We start from the raw sequence: 21316 nt of genomic DNA, 5'->3' as shown, positions 1-21316 counted from the left end.
CAACATGGCAACACTCTAATCATAACTTTACGTATTTTACGCAAACGGTGATCCGCTATGGAAGTCCATCAATACTGGCTGATTCTAAAACGGCGTTGGTTACCTGCGATCGCTATTTTGGGCTCTGTTTCTGCCATAACCGTGCTGACACTAATGTCACAAAAAACGATTTATCAAGCAGAAGGAAAACTCCGTTTTACCAAAGAAGATGCTACGTCGTCATTAACGGGGCTGCTGGATGGTGGTGGTGTGGGTGAATTCAATCCCCTGCTGGAAGATAACAATCCCATCAGCACAGAAATTGAAGTGATTCGCTCCGTTCCCATTATTCAAGCGACCATTGATCGATTGGGCTTAAAAGATGCAACGGGGGAACCCCTAAAACGGCGTCAATTTTTAGAAAATTTATTGCTCAGCAGTACCAAAGGAACTGACCTGCTGCACATTGCCTATCAACACCCCGATCCAGAAATTGCCGAAAAAGTTGTCGATACTCTCATGGCGATCTATCTGGAAAAACATCTGCTGGATATTCGTTCTAACACAACAGCCGCACGCGAATTTTTAGAAGAGCAACTCCCCGCCGCTGAAGATAATGTTGCCAAAGCAGATGCCGAATTACGTCGGTTCAAAGAACAAAATCAAATTGCCGATCTCGAAGCAGAAGCAACCAAAGTCGTCGAGGCATCCGAAGATTTATACCAACATATTGCCGAAACTCAGTCTGAATTGGCGAGTGTCAGGGCACAATCAATGGCGTTTTCGCAAGAGTTACATATGACGCCTCAACAAGCGATCGCCATTACCGCCTTGAGTCAATCTCCTGGCGTGCAAAGTGTCCTGACCGCTCTACAAGACGTTGAATCTCAGTTAGCGATCGAACAGGTACGATTTCAAGATGCGCATCCGATGATTGCTGCCTTAAGAACGCGTAAAGCTCACCTGGAAACCCTACTCGATCAACGAATTCAGCAAACGCTGGGGGAACAGGCGATCGGTGCCAGACAAAACTTGCAAATTGGAGACTTGCAAGCAGAATTGGTAGGAGACTACATTCGCAATGAAGTCAAACGTCGAGGTTTAAGTGACCAGGTGGCTGTCTTAACCCATGCCCAGACAACCTACCACCATCGCATCAGTGAAATACCTCGCTTAGAGCAACAACAACATGAGTTAGAGCGCAAACTAGAAGCAGCGCAAACGACCTACTCTTTATTACTGCAACGGTTTCATGAAATTCGGATTGCCGAACATCAAAACGTGGGAAATGCCCGAATTGTTCAGGCAGCCTCTGTATTTGAAGACCCGATTGCACCCCGTAAACTATCCTATTTGATCACAGGATGTCTGTTGGGTGGTGTGTTAGCCATTGTCACGGCTTTAGCACTAGAAACCCTTGATAAGACCTTGAGAAGTGTTAAAGACACGAGAGAGATATTTAGATTGCCATTGCTGGGGCTGATCCCGTTATACAGCAGTCCGGCAAGAGGGATCCGTTCCTTGACAGGAACGGTAGATGCAGTTACCTCAGAATTGGTGATGCGGGACGATCCGACCGCTCCGATCGCTGAAGCCTATCGTCTATTACAAACCAATCTCAAGTTTCTCAGTTCTAAGCGGGCATTGAAATCCATTTTGGTCACCAGTTCTGTGCCGCAGGAGGGGAAGTCATTTGTCTCCAGTAATTTAGCCCTGGCGATCGCACAAACCGGCTACAACGTTTTGTTGATCGATGCCGATCTGCGGTGTCCGCGCCAACACTCGATCTGGCAGGTGATGAATCAAGTAGGGTTGAGCCAGGTGATTGCGGAGCAACATGATCCTGAATCTGTGATTCAAACCGTAGAAACCAACCTGAATCTTTTAACCTCTGGCATCGTTCAGGCAAATCCTGGAATCTTGCTAGAATCCCAGCGTCTAGCTGGATTGATTGAAGACTGCTCGAACACATATGATTTCGTCATCATTGACGCACCGTCGGTGAGTGTGGCGGCAGATGTTTTGATTTTGGGCGACATTGTCGATGGTATTTTACTGGTCACACGACTGGGGATCGTCGATGTCGTCAGCGCCAATGTCACCAAAGAACGGTTGGAACAATCAGGACAAAATGTTTTGGGACAGATCATCAACGGGGTGATTGATGCCGATGAACCCTATCGCTATCGGTATCATCAAGACCAGCCAGACATTCGGGGAGAAACACGGGTATCCGAAATATCACCTGTAGCACAATTGCAAGCCGCACAAAGTATGAAGCACGATTAGGCTCAAATCCATGTTGAATCGACTGGTTCAAGTCAGCAAGAACTTTAATTTAGAAGAACGCAAGATTATTAGCAATACAGGCTGGCTGTTTGCAGGTAATGTATTCAGAATTTTAGTTAACTTGTTAGTGAGCACCTGGGTGGCTCGCTATCTTGCCCCCGATAAGTTTGGACTTTTACAATATGCTTTAGCGTTTTGCAGCTTTTTTGTGCCCTTATCAACTGCACAAATGGCACCCATTATTACTCGTGATCTTGTGCGATCACCAGAGGCTAAAAACCAGATTTTGGGCACTGCCTTTGTATTACAGTTAATCGGAGGAAGTATTGCGGCTGTCCTGGTGATCAGTGTTGCTTTTCTATTGTCACCTAACAACACACTCCTGCGATTATTAGTCGCGGTTTTATCTTTACAATTTATCGTTAACTCCTTTCAGCCTATTGAAAATTGGTTTGAAGCCCAAACTGCATCTCGATTTACAGTGCTAGCCAGTAATATTGCATTTATCCTCACCACCGTCCTGAAAATCATTTTAATTTTAACGGGTGCAGCCCTGATCAATTTTGCGGCGGTGATCGTCTTAGAAGCAGTAATTAGCGCTATTGGGTTAATTTTTTACTATCAACACAATCACCAATCTATACTGGCATGGAGAACTAATTTAAACAGCCTTTATACCTTATTCAAAGACTCATTTCCTCTGCTGCTTTCTTCTACCGCCTGTGTTTTATATCTCAATATCGATCGCGTGATGCTCGGCAGCATGGTCAACGATCAATCGGTTGGGATTTATTCAAGTGCAGCGACACTGGTTGAAGCATTGTCTTTCTTTCCCTTAATCCTCTGTTCGTCTCTCTATCCCACCATCATTCAGTCTAGAAATTTAGATAGTAAAATTTATCAGCTCAGACTACAAAAACTCTATGATTTTATTGTGGTGACAGCCTATAGTTTAATCCTCGTGTTATTCCCATTATCGAACTTTATTATTCAAACCTTATATGGTGAGTCGTATGAACATGCAACCCCTATTTTTGCTATTTATCTCTGGAGTTGTGTTTTTAATTTTTTAGGAATTGCTCAAAGTAAATGGATAGTAAATGAAGGGCTACAAAAATTTAATTTCTATTCGCGGTTAGCGGGATTATTGTCAAATGTTGGCTTGAATTTCATTCTCATTCCCCTCTATCAAGGCATAGGAGCGGCGATCGCAACACTGATTTCCTATGCGATCGGGGGGTATCTCTATTTCCTGTTCATTCCAGAGACTCGCAGCAACGCAATTCTCATGACCAAAGCCATTGCCTTACCCTTTCGCTGGTTGAAGTTGTCCTATACCCGATCTTCATGAGGTTATGACCGTGAAAATGACGAAAGTATTACTGATTTCGGGTGTTTATCCCCCTCGTATTGGGGGTCCCTCATTACAAACGCAACGCATTGCCCAACGGTTGATTGACCGTGGAATTGAAACCCATGTCGTCACCTATGGCGATCGCACTGCCAGCGACATCATTGAGAGGGTTCCGGTGACGTTTCTGGATGGTCAGCTTTGTCTTCGTTTGATCGATAAACTCTGGCGAAATCTCCGTGTCTATCGGGACTTAAATCAGGTGATTCGGTCATTTCAACCGACTGTGATACATATGCAAGCTGCCGCCGGAAATCTGGCAATTTTATCCGGTATTCTGGCAAAACAGCATCGTATTCCAGCACTGGTAAAGTACACGGCTGATTTGGTTTGGGAAAGAAGTCATGAACATAAACTGGCGATCGCAGCAGAGCCATCCCAGCCTGATGTATTACAACACCTTTCCAGCTTTAGGTTAGAACTGACGGAACGCTTCTTGTTTTCGCTCTACGATTGCATTTGGGCAACCACTCCTATTTTCCAAGAGCAACTCATTCATCGCTTTCATGTTCCCCTGCAAAAGATTCTATTACTGCCCAATTTTATTGATTTACGAACCTTTCAACGAGTGGCAGCTGAGCGCCTTATGAGCCATCAGCGACCTCTTGTCCATGCCGCTCCATCCTCTCCGCTTTCAGTAGCCAACCAACCACTATCAGAACCATTGACGCTACTGACCGTTGCCCGTCTTCGCCCCTGGAAAGGGGTGGATCAGTGCATTGAAGCCATGGCTCAATTACGAGATTTACCCGTTCGACTCAAAATTGTAGGAGATGGCACACCCGAGTATGAAGCCTACTTACATCAGCTCGTAGCCAGCCTGGGATTGAGCGATCGCATTGAGTTTGTGGGGGCTATTCCACCCGAGCAGATTGCTGAGGTTTATCGCACTGCCGATCTATTTATCTTAGCCAGTCAATACGAACCGTTTGGTATTGTGTTATTGGAAGCGATGGCAGCAGGGGTTCCCATCATTGCTAGCAATGTTGATGGTATTCCCTCGGTGGTTGAACATGGCAAAACGGCACAACTTGTACCCCCCGGAGATGCCCATCGTCTAGCCCTTGAGATTCGCACCTTGCTGATGAATCAAACACAGCGTCTTGCCCTCTGTGAAGCCGCCAGTCAGCAGGTCAACGATTTTGACTTAGACCCAGGAATTGATACATTACTCCAAACATACGAACATCTGTCACTCAACTCAAGTCGGGGGAAAGGGCTTGCTGAATAGACGGATGAATTTGCCCCCAAACCCCCAATTTTTGAGCTTGAACGTCTTCACGATTGCCATCCTACCCAGACACGCTCACAGGAAATCATCACGTCATGGACAGCACGGAGCATTCCTTCAGCAAACAGCCACATTGGGCAGCAACGCTGTCTTCTCCCTTTGTCTCAATGACACCCATGCAGCGACTTTGTGTGGTTGGAGCGTTTGTTGCCTATCTGAGCTGGATTGGGTTGCAACGATTGCTTCATCCCAACCCAATCACATCCTTAGACTGGGTTTTTCCGGCACTTGCCCTCAATTTTTTCGTCCTCTTGCTTCCCATCATTTTTTATAAACCAAGCTACGGTTGGTTTCATCCCCTGATCTTCAGCATTTTTCTCACGTTGGTTGACCATCTCCGCAGAACTGGACTATATGTTGATGGGCTGCAATGGCATGGGGCACTTCAAACCTGGGATGCAGAGAATTTAACTCGTTTAGTTGCCTATGACTTGGGGTTAAGAACCGTGGGTTTAGCGCTGTTTTATTGTGCGTTCCTGTGGAGTCCACACTTGCGTGTACCCACGATCACCTTTAAGCGCCCTCGCCATATCGGTCGTAAGACAATGGTTGCCGTTGGTGTCTCAACCGGGGTGTTTATGATTTATATGCAAGCTCGTGGGGGCATTATCAATCATATTCTGTCGTGGGGAGAAGGTCGCGATGCATCGCTGGCAGGTGGCTATTATTGGCAATTGTGTATTCAATTAGGGTTGATTGCCTGTCTCACCTGGTTAGCCAGCGATCGCACGGCTACCAGTCAACCTTTATTTTGGGGGTGTGCAGGCGTTTCTTTAATGAGCATCTTTACAACCGGAGGATCGCGTTCCAGCGTCGTCTATCCCATCGTCATGGGGCTATTGATCGGGTTGCTACGAGAACGCAAGATTGATCCCATTAAAATTGGGGCGATCGCATTAGCAGGCATATTTTTGATTGGCTTACTGGGCAACTTTAGAAATAGCACGTTTTCTGGAGAAATCGATTGGAAAACGTTGACGGGTGCATCGACGACAGACCAATCAACCCTGACCACGGGTTTAGATGAACTGGCAACTCGCAGTGGTGCTTATGATGGTGTATTTTCGATCTTAGCGCTTGTCCCTAATCAGGTTGACTTTATTCACGGTAGCTCTTACCTGGCAGTACTGACATTGCCGATTCCGAGAAGCTTGTGGGCAGAAAAACCAGGATTAATTGATGGCATGGTCGGTGAATCATTTTTCCATGTGGCGTATGGTATACCGACAGGTGCCGTGGGTGAAGCATTCTGGAATTTTGGTATTCCTGGAATCGTCATTGTCTTTTTACTTTTTGGTGTGTTCTATCAATGGATAGGACATTTTTTCTTGAAATATGCCCATGAACCGGCTGCCATTGTTATTTATGTTTTAACCCTATTTCAGCTGTCTGATCCTTATACATCAGACATTGTCTCTTGGTTATTTAATCTGGTGCTTTGTCTATTATTTTTGTTCATGAGTGGCTCTATCTCTTTCGGACGAAAACGATGTTGAGGTGGCAAAATGGCACCCCTCTTGCCATTGAATTGATACAGTGATGAATGAACAGATAACCTACAACCCTGATTGCGGACAAGCAACCGGGATATTACAACGCAATTTTCATCATGTTTAATATCTACTTTCAATCATTTTTTAATGGTGGCATGGGCACAGTTCATACCATCATAAAGTATAGCAATTCTCAATAGCATGAAGTACAAGGTGTTATGAGAGAGCCGCGCAGAGCGCGGCTCTCTCACAACAAGCGTAATTGATCTAAATGTGAGGCACTATAGCACTGCGTTAAAACTACCCAACTCTTTAAAATATGCATTTACAAACGTATAGTCCCATCTCCCCCATTCCATGGACATCCGATTGCAACCCTCAACGCCAGCTACGAATCTTACATGTGGTAGGGAGCATGAGTCGGGGTGGCATTGAAACCTGGCTGATGCATGTACTCCGGCACATCGATCGCGATCGCTTCCAGATGGATTTTGTCGTTCATACCGATCAACCCTGTGCTTACGATGATGAGATCCGGGCACTGGGTAGCCGGATCATTCCCTGCTTGACACCCCATCAGCCTTTAAAATATGCCACTCAACTGCGACGGATCTTGCGTCAATTTGGTCCCTATGACGTGATTCATAGCCATGTTCATCACTTTAGTGGATATACGTTAGCGATCGCCCGACAAGCTAAGGTACCCATCCGTATTGCCCACAGCCATAATGACACCACCTTCGAAGAAGCCCATGCAGGGTGGCACCGACGGCTATACTTATCCCTCAGCAAGTATGGGGTTCACCAGTATGCCACGCTGGGTCTGGGCTGTAGCGTCAAAGCAGCTGATGATCTGTTTGAAGTAAATTGGCAAACCAATCCGCAACGACAAGTGCTGTATTACGGCATCGACCTGACGCCTTTTCATGAATCTGTTGATGCTGCCTCACTGCGAGAAGAGTTGGGAATTCCTGCCGATGCCTTTATCATCGGGCATGTGGGACGGTTTGAACTGCAAAAAAATCATGACTGGATTGTGGCGATCGCCACGGCTATGATGCAACACCATCCTAAAACCTATTTGCTTTTGATTGGAGAGGGATCGCTCCGTCCTGCAATCGAACAGCAGATGATACAACTGGGAATTGGCGATCGCGTCCGCTTTTTAGGAGGGCGATCGGATGTCCCTCGCTTGATGAAAGGCGCAATGGATCTGTTTTTGTTTCCCTCGTTAGGAGAAGGCTTAGGATTGGTTTTGATTGAAGCTCAAGCAGCAGGTCTTCCCTGCGTGCTTTCCGATGTTGTCCCTGCTGAAGCAGATGTTGTAAAACCGCTGATCTGGAGGCTATCTTTGTCTCAACCTGTTTCACAGTGGGTCGAGACAATACTAACAGCCCATACTGAATCATTCATGATCACAACCGCTGAAGCTCTATCTCAGGTGGAAGCCAGCGTATTCAATATCCAGACCTCAATCCAGCAATTGTCTCAGCTTTACCAAACTCAAATGGCATTGCTGAGTCCTGATCCACGTTTGACATAAGAGTGCCATGCTGATCTAAAGCCGTGATGAGATGAAGTACTAAGGCGATTTCTAGAAAAGGTCATCCCAGCAAATCGTAGGAGCGACACAACAAGAAGTCTAGACCTATTCAAGCGCGAAGCGCTGTAAGTACATCGCACCCTACGTAAGGGACGGAATTTGGGGAGCAGGGGTTTCACCCCTGGCTGGGGGCGCAGCCCCCACACCCCCTGGTTTTATTTCCAAACCCTATCTGTGAAATACAGTACTGAGTTGTAAGGAGTGACTGTCATGGACGTGGTAATTGCCCTGGAACACCATTTTAGCCGCACACCCGATGGGGCAATCTGGACTCAAACCATGTTTCCCTATTCCTTTTGGCAACGCTATCTAGACGTGTTTGAAGGTGTGCGAGTAGTATCCAGAGTACTGGATGTTGACGCGATCGCTCCGGGTTGGCAACGAGCCGATGGTGCGGGTGTCACATTTGCCAGAGTGCCTCATTACATTGGTCCATGGCAGTATCTCCTAAAAGCTCACCACGTTAAGCAGGTAGCACAAACGGCTGCCGATCCAAATGACGCCGTAATTTTGCGGTTGGGATCGCATATTGCCAGTCAGATCGTACCAGTATTAAAACACACTCATCATCCCTATGGGGTTGAAGTCGTGAGCGATCCCTATGACGTGTTTGCACCCGGCGCAGTTAAACATCCCTTACGTCCCTTCTTTCGCTGGTGGTTCACTCGTCAACAACAACGGCAATGCGCCCAGGCTTGCGCTGCTGCCTACGTGACTGAATACAGCTTGCAGCGTCGTTATCCACCAGCACCGAATGCCTTTTCCACCCACTATTCCAGCATAGAACTACCAGATGCAGCATTTGTGACGATGGCCCGTCCCATCCGTCGTCATCCGCATCCCATCAAGCTGATTACCGTTGGCACACTGGCTCAACTTTATAAAGCCCCTGATATTTTGATTAATGCCGTCGCCAGTTGCGTGCAGTCAGGATTGGATCTGCACTTAACCCTCGTAGGAGATGGCATGTATCGTCCTTATTTAGAAGCACAGGCTACCAAATTAGGCTTGTCCAAACGGATTCAGTTTTGTGGCGAATTGCCCGCAGGGGAAGCCGTGCGATCGCAACTCGATCACGCTGATTTATTTGTTTTACCCTCCCGTCAGGAAGGCTTACCCAGAGCCATGATTGAAGCCATGGCACGGGGAATACCCTGCATTGGCTCGAATGTGGGTGGCATTCCTGAATTATTACCACCCGACGATCGGGTGCCCGTGGGCGATGTTCAGGCATTAGCCCGCAAGATTCGCGAGATTGTGACTGATCCAGAACGCATGGCTCGTATGTCCCACCATCATTTAAACACAGCCCAAAACTATCGAGATGCCATTCTCCAGCAGCGGCGAATTGAGTTTTATCAGTATCTCCGTGACACTACAACAGCCTGGATGGGCGATCGCAGCAGCAGAGATATGTCAACCCTACTAAACATCGGAGTATGTGCGGAATAACTGGCTTTTGGGATGTTTCTCAATCGATGTCTGCTAACCAGATGGTGACGGTGTTGGAGAAAATGACCCAACAACTGTATCATCGAGGTCCAGATGATGGTGGCATCTGGGTTAATCCTCAAGTGGGCATTGCCCTGGGACACAGACGGTTAGCAATACTGGACTGTTCACCCACTGGACATCAACCTATGCAGTCTGCAAATGGTCGATATGTCATGGTTTTTAATGGTGAAATCTATAACTTTGCTACCCTGCGACGTGAACTGGAACAACGGGGGCATCGGTTTCGTGGGCATTCGGATACCGAAGTAATGCTGGCTGGATTCAGTCAATGGGGCATTCGTGCTGCGGTAGATAAATTTAATGGCATGTTTGCTTTTGCGGTATGGGATAGCGAGGAACACGTCTTGTATCTGGGGCGCGATCGCCTGGGAGAAAAACCCCTATACTATGGCTGGGCTGGGCAAACCTTTTTATTTGGGTCAGAACTCAAAACGCTAAAAATTCACCCGGCTTTTATTGGAGAGCTGGATCGACAAGCCGTGGATGCCTTCATGTGCTATGGCTATGTGCCTGCTCCGTATGCAATTTACAAAGGCATTTATAAGCTACCACCGGGTCATCTATTGCATTGGGATGGGCAAGCATCTGCCCCAAGGTTGATTCCTTACTGGACAGCAAAAGCAGCCGCAGAACGAGGAGAAGCAACTGCGTTTGCAGGATCAGAACAGGATGCGATCGCTCAGTTAGAAAGCATGTTAGCGGATGCGGTACAGTTGCGTATGGTGGCGGACGTACCGCTGGGTGCATTTCTATCGGGAGGAATTGATTCATCCATCGTAGTGGCTTTGATGCAAGCTCATAGTAGCCGCCCAATTCAGACTTTTACGATTGGCTTCCAGGAAGAAGCTTACAATGAAGCGGTTTATGCCAAAGCCGTCGCGCAGCATTTAGGCACCCATCATACAGAATTGTATGTCATGCCAGAAACGGCGATCGCCATGATTCCCAAATTACCAATTTTGTATGACGAACCGTTTGCCGATGCTTCCCAAATTCCGACGTTTCTGGTGGCTCAACTGGCACGACAGCAAGTCACCGTAAGTTTGTCGGGTGATGGTGGAGATGAATTATTTGCTGGATATTCTGCCTATGCGAAAGGGCAATTCATTTGGGACAAGATCGGGTGGTTGTCTCCCACCATTCGTCAGATGCTTGCTCAGTTGATAGGAGTGGTTAAACCGCATCAGTGGCATCAAATTTTGAAGTATTGTAATACTATTCTGTCCACCTCTGTTTCAACCACACAGATAGTAGAGTCGATTCATAAACTGACGATAATCCTGGCTTCGACTGAACCGGAAGACTTGCATATGAATTGGGTTTCGCATTGGTGTCGAGGGAATGTCTCTACTGCGTTTGAAGCAAAACTAGCGTTTGGCGATCGCCAGCAATGGGCAAATGTATCTGATTTCAGGCAACGAATGATGCATTTGGACATGATTACATTTTTACCCGATGAAGTCTTAGTCAAAGTTGATCGGGCGACGATGGGCGTCAGTTTAGAATCCCGTGCGCCCTATCTTGACCACCGGGTTGTGGAATTAGCGTGGCAACTACCGCTATCTATGAAAATGAAAGGGGAGCAGGGCAAGTGGATCGTGCGAAAAATTTTGGAAAAATATGTTCCTGCCACTTTGACGGATCGTCCTAAAAAAGGATTTAATGTACCGATTGATAAGTGGTTGCGTGGTTCTCTGCGAGACTGGGCAGAAGAACTCTTAGATAAAAAACACTTAGATTGGGATGATCTACTTCAGCCTGCGACAATCCGACAGAAATGGCAAGAGCATCTGACGGGCGATCGCAACTGGCAAGACTATCTTTGGCGAATTTTGATGTTTCAAGCTTGGCGATTTGAAAACTTGTAGAAATAGGGAGTTCAACATGAAACGGCTGTTAGTGGTGACAACGGTGCCATTAACGTTACGCAGCTTTTTAATGCCCTTTGTGCACTACTTTCGGGCAAAAGGATGGCAAGTCGATGCCATGGCTCAAGGCGTAACCACAGACCCCGAATGTCTGGCACATTTTGATCAGGTTTGGGATGTAGCCTGGTCGCGTAATCCCCTCGATCCGTCTAATCTATTGGTAGCACCTGCAAAAATTCGAGAATTGGTCGAACGCGAAGCCTATGACATTGTGCATGTGCATACCCCGATTGCGGCGTTTGTGACGCGTTATGCGCTGAGAAATCTGCGTAAAACTGGCAAGCCCATCGTGATTTATACAGCACATGGGTTTCATTTTCATCAGGAAGGCAACCCGCTCAGAAATGCTGTTTTTTTAGGGTTAGAAAAGCTTGCTGGGACCTGGACAGATGATTTGGTCGTCATCAATCGGGAAGATGAAGCGGCGGCTCAAAAATGGAAATTAGTTCCGCCTGAAAACCTGCACTATATGCCTGGGATTGGGGTTGATTTATCCTGTTACAACCCAAAGGCGATCGCCCCGATCGACCTGACTCAACTGCGGCAAGAATTGGGCGTTGCAGCAAACACCCCATTGATATTAGTATTGGCAGAATTTACTGCCCGCAAGCGTCATCGCGATATCCTTCATGCCTTTGCTCAACTGAACCATTCCACGGCTTGTTTGGTGATGGCAGGGCCAGGGCCACTGATTCCAGCCATGCAACAATTAGCGATCGCACTAGGCATTCAAGATCGGGTGCGGTTTTTGGGATTTCGCTATGATGTACCCGTGTTAATCCGCGCAGCAGCAGCCGTTGTACTGGCATCTGACCATGAAGGCTTACCCCGCAGTGTGATGGAAGCCTTGTGTTTACAAACACCCGTTATCGGCACAGATGTGCGCGGTACGAGAGATCTACTAGCCAATGGGGGTGGTGTGTTGGTAGAACTGGGAAATGTAGCGGCTTTGTCGCTGGCGATCGCATGGGTGTTAGACCATCCAGAAGCCGCTCAAAATATGGCAAAACGAGGGCAAGAACAAATGCAAGCGTATGACTTGCGTAAAATTTTGCAATTGACCGATGAGCTATATCAGGAAGCCTGCGATCGTACGTATGGGTTGGACGATGCCTTAAACACTGTCCCTCAGATCTAGAGCATGTTTTAAGTTTGCATGCGATACCAGCTCACAAAGCTCCTCGGTTTGAATTCAATAGACGTGATTGAAAATTAGTGGGTGATGCAGCGGATCTGCATCACCCACTAATTCAATCCAGTTAATACAACTGGGGATTTAGATTGGCAGCTGTCCATCCGGTTGCCAGCCAAATAGCACAGCGAATGCAATCTCGTAGAATACGAAGCCATGATTCTGCGGGTTCTTCTGATGGCATCGGTAATGGTGTACAAATAATTCCGTGACTACCAAAGGCGATCGCCGCGATCGCCAACGATCGGGGCATATGGGATGATGACGTGACTACATAAACATGGTGAATCTGTAAGTCAGCAAACTCATCGACATTGCACGTGAAATTGGTGACGGTATCGGTTGCACAAAAGTCGTAATGAACTTGTTCTACAGGAATACCTGCCTCTCGAAAAATAGATTGATTGAGGTTAAATCCGCCAGGATTGCCAGATACCCAAATCGGTAAGGTCGGATGAGATTGAGAGAAGTGTGCAGCAAAGCGAATGCGATCAGTATTGCCCTCCAGTACGAGTAATGCTTGAGGTGCGGGGGCTTGATAGTGTGCGATCGCTAACCGGATCGTAATCACGCTGGTTAAACCAACCAGCCCAATGACAAGAACCAGCACCACCCCCAGTTTCCACTGCCGAATCTTGATAGGAACAGGCGATCGCAGTTTTAACATACTCAGTATTGTTGATAGAATTACTCTGGCAAGTACGATTCCACGACACCTCCGATGATAGCGCGATAGAAAAGGGGTATGGGATTCACACCATGAATTTTTGGGCTACCGAAGCCATCAAGAACTAATGTAAAGACGAAACTCATTCACTAACCATGCTTCAAACATTTGATTCAACAGCATCTCATGAATTTCAGAAGTGAGTTGAGCTGGCGTAATGGATTCTACTAACAACAAGTTGTAAGCTACATCTGATTGTTTAAACGGTCCAATCACCTCATCTAACTTTGCATTAAAAACAATTTCGGCAATCTCCGGCTCCAAGTGATATCGATAATGTTTTCCTTCATATCCACATTGCAACCGACGTTGTTCGTTGACATCATAGAAATGAGCTGCTTCATAAAAACTCATCCCATTTTCAGTCAGTTGATGGAGTAAGTCTTGAGCCGTTCGCTCGTAAGGAACTACAATTCTATAAAAAATGGCTTGATCAAAATCAGGCGATCGCTGATTAAAAACGGTTTCTATATTATCTTCAAACAGGTACTTAGCAAGCTTTTTGGCTAAGAGATGATTGCTAATCCCATCTTCCCAATCCTGAAGTCTTGCCATCTTCCCGGTGAGCCAACCCAACACATCAGAACTGTGTTCTAAGCCTTCCTGACGACGAATTAAATTCGCCTGGTTTTGGACTTCTTCGGATGTAATCGTGAGATTATATTCTCGGGCAGAATGTTCAATAATCCTTTCATAGGAAAACTTTTGATAAATAGATTTCAGTTTTAGCTCTCTTCTTAAAAAACAGATCAATTCCAATGGCTCAAATGGTAACTCCTGAGCAGCAAACATACCGTTTTTTCTCCAAGCAATCAGTCAATTAATGCAACACTCCTTGTGTGAATGAATGAATCGACTATCATCTTACGCTATTCAGTCAAACAGGCAACCTGTTAAAGAGCTTCATTCCGCCCCGTTTTTCACGACATTAAGTGATGTACGAGTTGATTCAGCAGGTATTGTGAGGCGCGGAGTGCCTCACAATACCGTTTCGAGTTCTAATATAAACGGATTATGAGAGGCGTACCCCTTCGGGGTGCGCCTCTCATAATCCGTTTGGGATTGCTACACAACAGTCATATTTTTGGGTTTGACAATGAACAGAAGCAATGACTTCAATCACTCGTTCTAGATCTTCAATAGTTAGATTAGACCCAGACGGAAGACATAAGCCCCGTTCAAATAGATCGTCTGCAACCCTTCCTCCAATTGATTCATACTGGCTAAATACAGGTTGAAGATGTAGCGGTTTCCAGACGGGGCGAGCTTCAATATTATAATTAGCCAGAGCCAGTCGGACGTATTCTCGATCCACTCCAAAGATATGAGGATCAATGGTTAAACAGGTCAACCAATGAGTCGATCGTCCATACAATGTTTCAGGCATAAACCGAATTCCTGGTAGATGACTCAATGCCTGATAATAGTACTCAAAATTGAGTCGTCTGGCAGTCACTCGCTCTGCCAATACTTTTAATTGACCCCGCCCAATGCCCGCCAAAACATTGCTCAGTCGATAGTTATAGCCGATTTCACTATGCTGGTAATGGGGCGCTAAATCACGGGCTTGGGTTGCTAAAAATCGGGCTTGTGCTGCCAGTTCTGGCGTCTCACAAACCAACATACCCCCCCCTGATGTAGTAATGATTTTATTGCCATTAAATGAGTAAATACCCATGCGACCAAAAGTACCCGACGATCGCCCTTTATAAGTAGCACCCAGAGATTCTGCGGCATCTTCAATCAAAGGGATTTCATAGCGATCGCAGACTTCAATGATGGGGTCAAGATCGGCACTTTGACCGTAGAGATGGACGACAATAACGGCTTTAGGTAGCTTCCCCAAACGTGCCCGTTGAGTTAATGCATCCTGCAAAAGATTGGGATTCATATTCCAGGAATGGCGATCGCTATCAATAAAAACAGGTCTTGCCCCTTGATATACAATCGGATTTGCCGTTGCAATAAACGTCAACGTCGAACAAAAAACTTCATCCCCCGCTTGCACACCCAACAGTCTCATTGCCAGATGCAGAGCCGCTGTCCCCGAACTCACGGCTGCCGCATCACGTGCACCCACAACCTGACAAAACTCCTGCTCAAACGCATCCACATGGGGCCCAACCGGCGCAATCCAATTGGTGTCAAATGCCTCTCGGACAAATTCCTGTTCATAATGCCCCATATGCGGGGTTGAAAGCAAAATTGGTTTTGTCATAGTGTATCCACTCCGTTGCTCTCTTTAACCGCCAGCATTACTGATTGTGGGGATGAATTTGACTATGAATCCTTTGGGTTCACCGTCAAATTCATCCTGCTATTAAGCAATGCCTAACCGCCATCGTGTAGGGTAGCAGCGCTCAACCCAACTCTGATCAAAGCAAGATGTAATGCGCAACTAAGCTCCTGGATTTAACTATTTGTTGAAGGGTTCATTGCAATTGATTGACGCACGATAGGCTGGAAAGAAACCTGATTGCAACAGGACTTCAGGTAGCACATGCAAGGCTTGCGATCGCTGAATCACTAATGCTTGATAGTGGGATTGATTCACAATCAAACGTAAGGTCAGAAACGGATAGCTGTGTCTAGAAAATCGCGCCTTGAAGTCATACAGTCGATCTTGTGAGCCACCTAACCCACCTCCTAGATGTAACCACTGATTGCCCCTTGCCTTCGCCCAATGTCGAACGTAATCAGTCTCTAAAGTTGTGGGCGATAACTTAAGAAAGTCGGTGAGAGTCCCCCCAAAAATAGCTTGCACAATACCATTGCACTCTGTATATAAACCCGCAGAAATGATCTGATGGTCTTGCTCTACAACACATAAATGAAGCATATCACCTAACGCTTCATAGAGTTGTAAGAAATAAGCTTGATCAAACTCTAGGTACCCTGCGGCTGCTTCAACTCGCTGCATAGTGTCCTGGTAAATATCAATGAAGGATCCAAGAAAGTCTTGTACAGGAACCATGCGGGCAGTTAAACCGAGATGACGACAGCGATTGATTTTATTGCGATGATCGGGCTTGGTATGATTCCAAAGTTGAGCTTCAGAGAGAGTTAAATCAATCGCAACGGTGCGTCCATTGGCAGTGAAGAACTCGGGAGCAAATAGCGCTTCAATCTCTTGATTGAGAATCGGATGTAGCCGCAAAAATAGAGAACACACTCCTTTCTCGTATAGAGCTTGCTTGGCAGCTTGGAGTGCCCCATCCGCGAACCCAGGAGTATGAGCCGCTGATTCACTGAGCACTAATCCCGGATAGCCGTAAGGGGATAAGGCATCCAATAGCGGTTGGGTCGATGGTAAAGTCGGGTTTGGGGTCGATTCTTCTACAGCCAACGGATCACAGTGTCGTAAGAGATAGGGGATGAACATGATTTTGTCACCCTCTGTCACCAGAATGGCTTCTGCAACCGTCCCCGTGCATTTGGCTTCGACCGAGACATAGCCCGGTAATTGGTAGATATCATGTCGCAGCGATCGCAGGGTTTGCAACCATCGGGGATCGGATACTTCAAGGATATGCAAATCCATATCATGCTTCCTGTTGACGATCTAGACGTGATAGCGTGTTGTGCAGAATTCTATTTGAGAGAGCGATGGCAAAGCCGTCGCTCTCTCAAATAGAACTGGATTGATGCTTAACGGGCAATCAGTTGCATTGCTAAGCCATACTTAGGACGAAGGGAGAAAGAAGGATTGGGATAGGGTTCAATCCGCTGTCCTGGCAGAGGTTCAATATGAAATTGCTGCCCAATCGTGGCTAACAACAAGGTAGCTTCCATCATCATCAATCCCCGACCAATGCAGATTCGGGGTCCACCACCAAAGGGGAAGTAGGCATAGGTTGGAATCTGTTTGGCTTCACTATTGATCCAGCGGTCGGGATTAAAGCTTTCAGGTTGATCAAAGAAACGGCGATCGCGATGAGTCACCCACTGACACATCACCACATTTTCACCCGCCTTGATCGAATGCCCGCCCAATTGACAATCTTGTGTGACCACCCGTCCCGTAACCCAGGCAAGGGGATAGAGCCGTAGGACTTCTTTAACAACAGCTTCGGTGTACCGCAGCTTAGATAAATCTTCTGAAGTAGGCGATCGCCCTTCTAAAACAAACTCCCATTCTGCCACTAACTTGTGTTCGACCTGGGGGGTTTGAGCAATCAACCACCATGCCCAGGCAAAAAATTCTGACATCGAATCATGGGCAGCACACAAGCCCACTAATTCATCTCGCACTTCCGTATCACTCATGCCAACCCCATCTTCATCTCGAATGTGCAGCAGCATCGAGAGCATATCGCCCCGATCTTCTCCGGCTGCGCGTCGGGCTTTGATTAAGGGATACAGGAGTTGATTGAGCTTTTGCGTTGCCTGTTGATAGCGCAAATTTCCAGGAGTTGGCACGGTTTCGGGCAACAGAGCTAAAAACCAGTTTTGATTGCGTTTGTCATATTCACTAATGGCAGCCGTGATAACCTCTGCTAAAAGTGTGGATTGGGCAGCATTCTCTTTCCCTAACGTGATTGCTGTAATGATTTCGCGAGATAGGCGTGCCATCTCGGCTTTTAGATCCGCGATAGGTTGAGTCTGCCAAGCTGCGATCGCCCGCTGAGTGAATTCCACTGCCATATCCCCATACTCAGACAGGCGATGGCGATGAAATGCAGACTGCACCAGCTTGCGTTGCCGTTGCCAAAAACTGCCCCGACTGGTCGCCAAACCATTGCCAAACAACGGATCGAAAAATCGAACTTCTCGTCCTTCAGCCCGTTCCATAAAGCAATTGGCTTGGGTGACAAATACGTCCTTGATCAAATCAGGATGATTGAGAAAATAAACAGGATGGGGTCCAAAGTGCAGTTGCACAAAGTCGCCATGCTCTTGGGCACAACGAGTATAAAACTTCAGAGGGTCGAGCCGGTAATCTAACGCATGACCAATCAAAGGATAGCCTGCGGGTGTAGAGATCGATGGTGCAGGTTGCGGTAATGTTGTAGTCATAACTAACGTCCTTTTAAGTTTTAAGGAGGAGTGTGAAGGTGAAACCTTCATACCAAGATTCAGCACTGTCCATTGACAACGATGGGTATTTAGATAATCTGACGCACTAACATAAATGCTTCTGCCGCTGCTAAGCTGACGGTTGAGCCGCGTTGTCGGGCAAGTGTTTCAATCGCCTGTAACGAACGAGGATGGGGTGCATGTTGCAGTTCACTTTGGTAACAATGCATCGCTTTTAACTTCAGATCAAGGTAATCGGTGATATCAATAAATACATTGGGAACGAAAGCAGTATCGCTCCAGGGAGGTGCCCATTCGGTTTCTGACAACGTTTCATAACAGAGCAGTTGCCGTACGGGACAATGGTTGATCGGACGTGCCGCCACTAGAGTCGCTTGATAAATTTTTTGATGATCTAAATGAATATCTCCGCGATGGGGTAAGTAGACGATTTGGGGTTGATATTTACGAATCATATTGGCGATCGCATCTGCCAATTGATAGCCTGGAATCGTGTCTAACTTGGGCGCGGGAAAGTCTAAAAAATGGGTATTAACAACGCCTAAAAGAGCGTGTGCCGTTTGTGCTTCTTGCCGCACTTCATCTTCATCATCAAAAGGATACAGATCAGGCGCACCCCGAGTCATCACTAATACCTGAACCTCGTCACCCTGAGCGCTATGACGGGCGATCGCACCGCCACAACCTAAGACTTCATCATCGGGATGGGGAGCAACAACCAATACTCGACTGTTCATGATGAATGAAAACCCGATTCTAGAAATTGCCGTGTCTGGGGACCACAGCAAAACAACACATCGATGATAGAAAGATTGGCAAGAAAACCGGCTTCTGGAAACAATTGGGGATAAGAAGGGGGGCTAAACTCTTGCCAGATCACCCTGACATTAGCCGCATCAAATTCAGCTAAATCCATATACTCGCGTCCCCCTGTACCTGACACATAGGCATCGGCTCCGACCGCTTTTGAAAGATTAATCAACAGCTCTGATTTATGACCTGAAACTGCCAACGTAGATGAATATACGATCGGTTTCTGGATGTCTAAAACATCCATAACCCACTGAATCAGCGCCATATTTAGCTGACAGAGACTACCCCATTCGTGCTCAAAAAAATACTGAAGCTCTTGAGCATAGGTACTAAAATAGGGAGCTCGCGCATAGTTTGTTTTAAGTGTTTGCCAATGCTTACGAGTCCAGGGAAAGTCTGTATTAATGCTTACTTCATTGATCAATTGTTTTTGTCGATGCAGCACAGGCACAGTCAACCATTGTTCGCCCTGATGAGTCTTCACTTTATTGCGATGCTGCAACCCCCGTCGCAAAAATTCCACATTGTCCATCGCCACAAAAATATCACCCTGGAAGAGTTTATGAAAAAACCCTAAATACGGTAGATATTGAGGTTGATGAATGACAGCAGACGTCATATCGGTGTTCTCCGTTGTTAATAGGGCAACGTGTTTTTTGCATATACGCCTTCTTTGCGTAATACAACTGGAATCGTGCGCAGCAAGATGACTAAATCAAGCCAGATCGACCAGTGATCGACATACCAGACATCCAGTCGAATGCGTTCATCCCAATCATTTTCCAACCCCCCTTTGACAGCTTCTAACGCCGTCATTCCCGGTAACATGAGCAAGCGTTTTTTCTGCCAATCACTATAGGTTGCCAATGATTCGAGTAAAAGTGGACGGGGACCAATTAAACTCATATCACCTCGGACAACATTTAACAGTTGGGGAAACTCATCCAAATGATATTCCCGCAAAAACCGCCCTACCGCTGTCACCCGTGGATCTCCTTTATAGGTGTCCAGCCCCGCCCCCATATGAATTGCTCCATCTACCATCGTGCGGAATTTGTAGATATAAAAGGGTTGCCCCAATTTTCCTAAGCGCTCTTGCACAAATAGAATCGGACCCGGAGAACTGAAGCGAACGGCGATCGCAATCGCAATCAACAGGGGTAGCAATAAAACCAGACCGATGCTGGCAAGCATCACATCTGCTATGCGTTTGAGCATCAAATAGACGCGCAGACTTTTAGGTTTAGACCAATAGGCTCGTTCAATAGCCTGCCATTGCTCTTGTGTCCAAGATGGTGTGGTTAACATTGGCAGTCACTCATTCATTACAAAATGGATTGTGGTTACAGGGTTTGATAAAATTCTGCTATCCAACCTGATTCAATCACCTAGTGTTGCAAACACGAAATTTTGCAACATGGGGGTTTGGGGGCTGTGCCCCCAAGAGGTGGTTTTCCCCCCTCCACCCCCTCTAAAACTTTTAAGTTGGTGTACTAGTGCTTGGTCAAGTATTTTCTGACGGGTGATGTGCCGCGCAAAGTGCGGCACATCACCCGTTTTAACCGTCAATTTTTAATGGACAGACCACTAGTCAGACAAACACTAACGTAATTAGAAGGATGATTGAACGTGCCCACAGGGTAGGAAAAATCAACGTTCTGGATAGGCTGTAAAACTACGTCAAGCTTTCAACACTATAAAGAAAAGGCTTTCAACCGTATTGCCACTTTGCCGAAAGCCATAGGCACCATGGGCAAGCTATTTCATCCCAAATTTCACATAGCAATTCCGGTAGTCCCCAAAAAGTCATGATTTTTTTAGGACTGCCGCAATCCCCAGTGGGTTGTGAGAGGCGTACTCCTTCGGGGTACGCCTCTCACAACCCGCTTATCTTACAGCTCATTTAGAACTGCCATAGATGGTTCGACAATACCCTCAATGCGCCTTGTGCAGCACCTATAGCAACTGTCTCAACGATCGCCACAGGGAGTTGACGATAAATTCTTAAGTTTTCCAAAAATTAGCCTATTTTTATTTG

At 46.6% G+C, this 21316-nt stretch carries 16 protein-coding genes; 8 read left to right on the top strand and 8 right to left on the bottom strand.

Annotated elements, in window-relative coordinates:
• Nucleotides 1-57: 57 nt before the first annotated feature.
• From ACR6Z4_RS00330 to ACR6Z4_RS00295, 8 genes are all read left to right on the top strand, one after another.
• Nucleotides 58-2268, top strand: a complete 2211-nt coding sequence (locus ACR6Z4_RS00330) for a GumC family protein (RefSeq protein WP_479715213.1) — start codon at nt 58-60, stop codon at nt 2266-2268.
• A gap of 10 nt (nt 2269-2278) precedes the next feature.
• The gene (locus ACR6Z4_RS00325; RefSeq protein ID WP_479715212.1) at nt 2279-3619 is read left to right on the top strand and encodes a flippase; all 1341 of its coding nucleotides are present in this window, start codon (nt 2279-2281) and stop codon (nt 3617-3619) included.
• A gap of 16 nt (nt 3620-3635) precedes the next feature.
• The gene (locus tag ACR6Z4_RS00320; protein ID WP_479715435.1) at nt 3636-4910 is read left to right on the top strand and encodes a glycosyltransferase family 4 protein; all 1275 of its coding nucleotides are present in this window, start codon (nt 3636-3638) and stop codon (nt 4908-4910) included.
• A 95-nt stretch (nt 4911-5005) separates the two neighbouring features.
• Nucleotides 5006-6466 (top strand): O-antigen polymerase, encoded by a 1461-nt coding sequence (locus ACR6Z4_RS00315; protein WP_479715211.1) that lies wholly within the window; start codon nt 5006-5008, stop codon nt 6464-6466.
• Nucleotides 6467-6782: 316 nt separating this feature from the next.
• Nucleotides 6783-8006 carry a glycosyltransferase family 1 protein gene (locus ACR6Z4_RS00310; RefSeq protein ID WP_479715210.1) on the top strand — a complete coding sequence of 408 codons (1224 nt, stop codon included), beginning with the start codon at nt 6783-6785 and terminating at the stop codon, nt 8004-8006.
• Nucleotides 8007-8276: 270 nt separating this feature from the next.
• Nucleotides 8277-9518: a glycosyltransferase family 4 protein gene (locus ACR6Z4_RS00305; RefSeq protein ID WP_479715209.1), complete on the top strand. Its 1242-nt coding sequence runs from the start codon at nt 8277-8279 to the stop codon at nt 9516-9518.
• The gene (gene asnB / locus ACR6Z4_RS00300) at nt 9506-11449 is read left to right on the top strand and encodes an asparagine synthase (glutamine-hydrolyzing) (protein WP_479715208.1); all 1944 of its coding nucleotides are present in this window, start codon (nt 9506-9508) and stop codon (nt 11447-11449) included. The genes ACR6Z4_RS00305 and asnB overlap by 13 nt, the downstream gene beginning before the upstream one ends.
• A 16-nt stretch (nt 11450-11465) precedes the next feature.
• Entirely contained in the window at nt 11466-12647 is a 1182-nt protein-coding gene (locus ACR6Z4_RS00295) for a glycosyltransferase family 4 protein (RefSeq protein WP_479715207.1), read from the top strand.
• Between the two features lie 121 nt (nt 12648-12768).
• Here the strand turns inward: ACR6Z4_RS00295 and ACR6Z4_RS00290 are convergent, their stop codons facing one another.
• The 8 genes from ACR6Z4_RS00290 to ACR6Z4_RS00255 form a co-directional block, all read right to left on the bottom strand.
• On the bottom strand, nt 12769-13368 hold the full coding sequence (locus ACR6Z4_RS00290) for a YdcF family protein (RefSeq protein WP_479715206.1): 600 nt from the start codon (nt 13366-13368) through the stop codon (nt 12769-12771).
• A gap of 117 nt (nt 13369-13485) precedes the next feature.
• A complete protein-coding gene (locus tag ACR6Z4_RS00285; protein ID WP_479715205.1) occupies nt 13486-14220 on the bottom strand; it encodes a peptidylprolyl isomerase in 735 nt (244 codons plus the stop codon).
• 253 nt (nt 14221-14473) lie between these two features.
• A complete protein-coding gene (locus ACR6Z4_RS00280; protein WP_479715204.1) occupies nt 14474-15646 on the bottom strand; it encodes a DegT/DnrJ/EryC1/StrS family aminotransferase in 1173 nt (390 codons plus the stop codon).
• 198 nt (nt 15647-15844) lie between these two features.
• Complete coding sequence (locus tag ACR6Z4_RS00275) at nt 15845-16969, bottom strand: GNAT family N-acetyltransferase (RefSeq protein WP_479715203.1); 1125 nt, start codon at nt 16967-16969, stop codon at nt 15845-15847.
• 107 nt (nt 16970-17076) lie between these two features.
• Complete coding sequence (locus ACR6Z4_RS00270; RefSeq protein WP_479715202.1) at nt 17077-18444, bottom strand: cytochrome P450; 1368 nt, start codon at nt 18442-18444, stop codon at nt 17077-17079.
• Nucleotides 18445-18533: 89 nt separating this feature from the next.
• Nucleotides 18534-19202: a PIG-L deacetylase family protein gene (locus ACR6Z4_RS00265; RefSeq protein ID WP_479715201.1), complete on the bottom strand. Its 669-nt coding sequence runs from the start codon at nt 19200-19202 to the stop codon at nt 18534-18536.
• Nucleotides 19199-19897, bottom strand: a complete 699-nt coding sequence (locus tag ACR6Z4_RS00260; protein WP_479715200.1) for a WbqC family protein — start codon at nt 19895-19897, stop codon at nt 19199-19201. Before ACR6Z4_RS00260 ends, ACR6Z4_RS00265 begins: the two co-directional genes overlap by 4 nt.
• 17 nt (nt 19898-19914) lie before the next feature.
• Nucleotides 19915-20586: a sugar transferase gene (locus ACR6Z4_RS00255; RefSeq protein ID WP_479715199.1), complete on the bottom strand. Its 672-nt coding sequence runs from the start codon at nt 20584-20586 to the stop codon at nt 19915-19917.
• Nucleotides 20587-21316: the final 730 nt, after the last annotated feature.

The sequence above is a fragment of the Calyptranema fuscum S582 genome (assembly GCF_055793305.1).
This window is presented reverse-complemented; position numbering and strand designations above follow the sequence as displayed.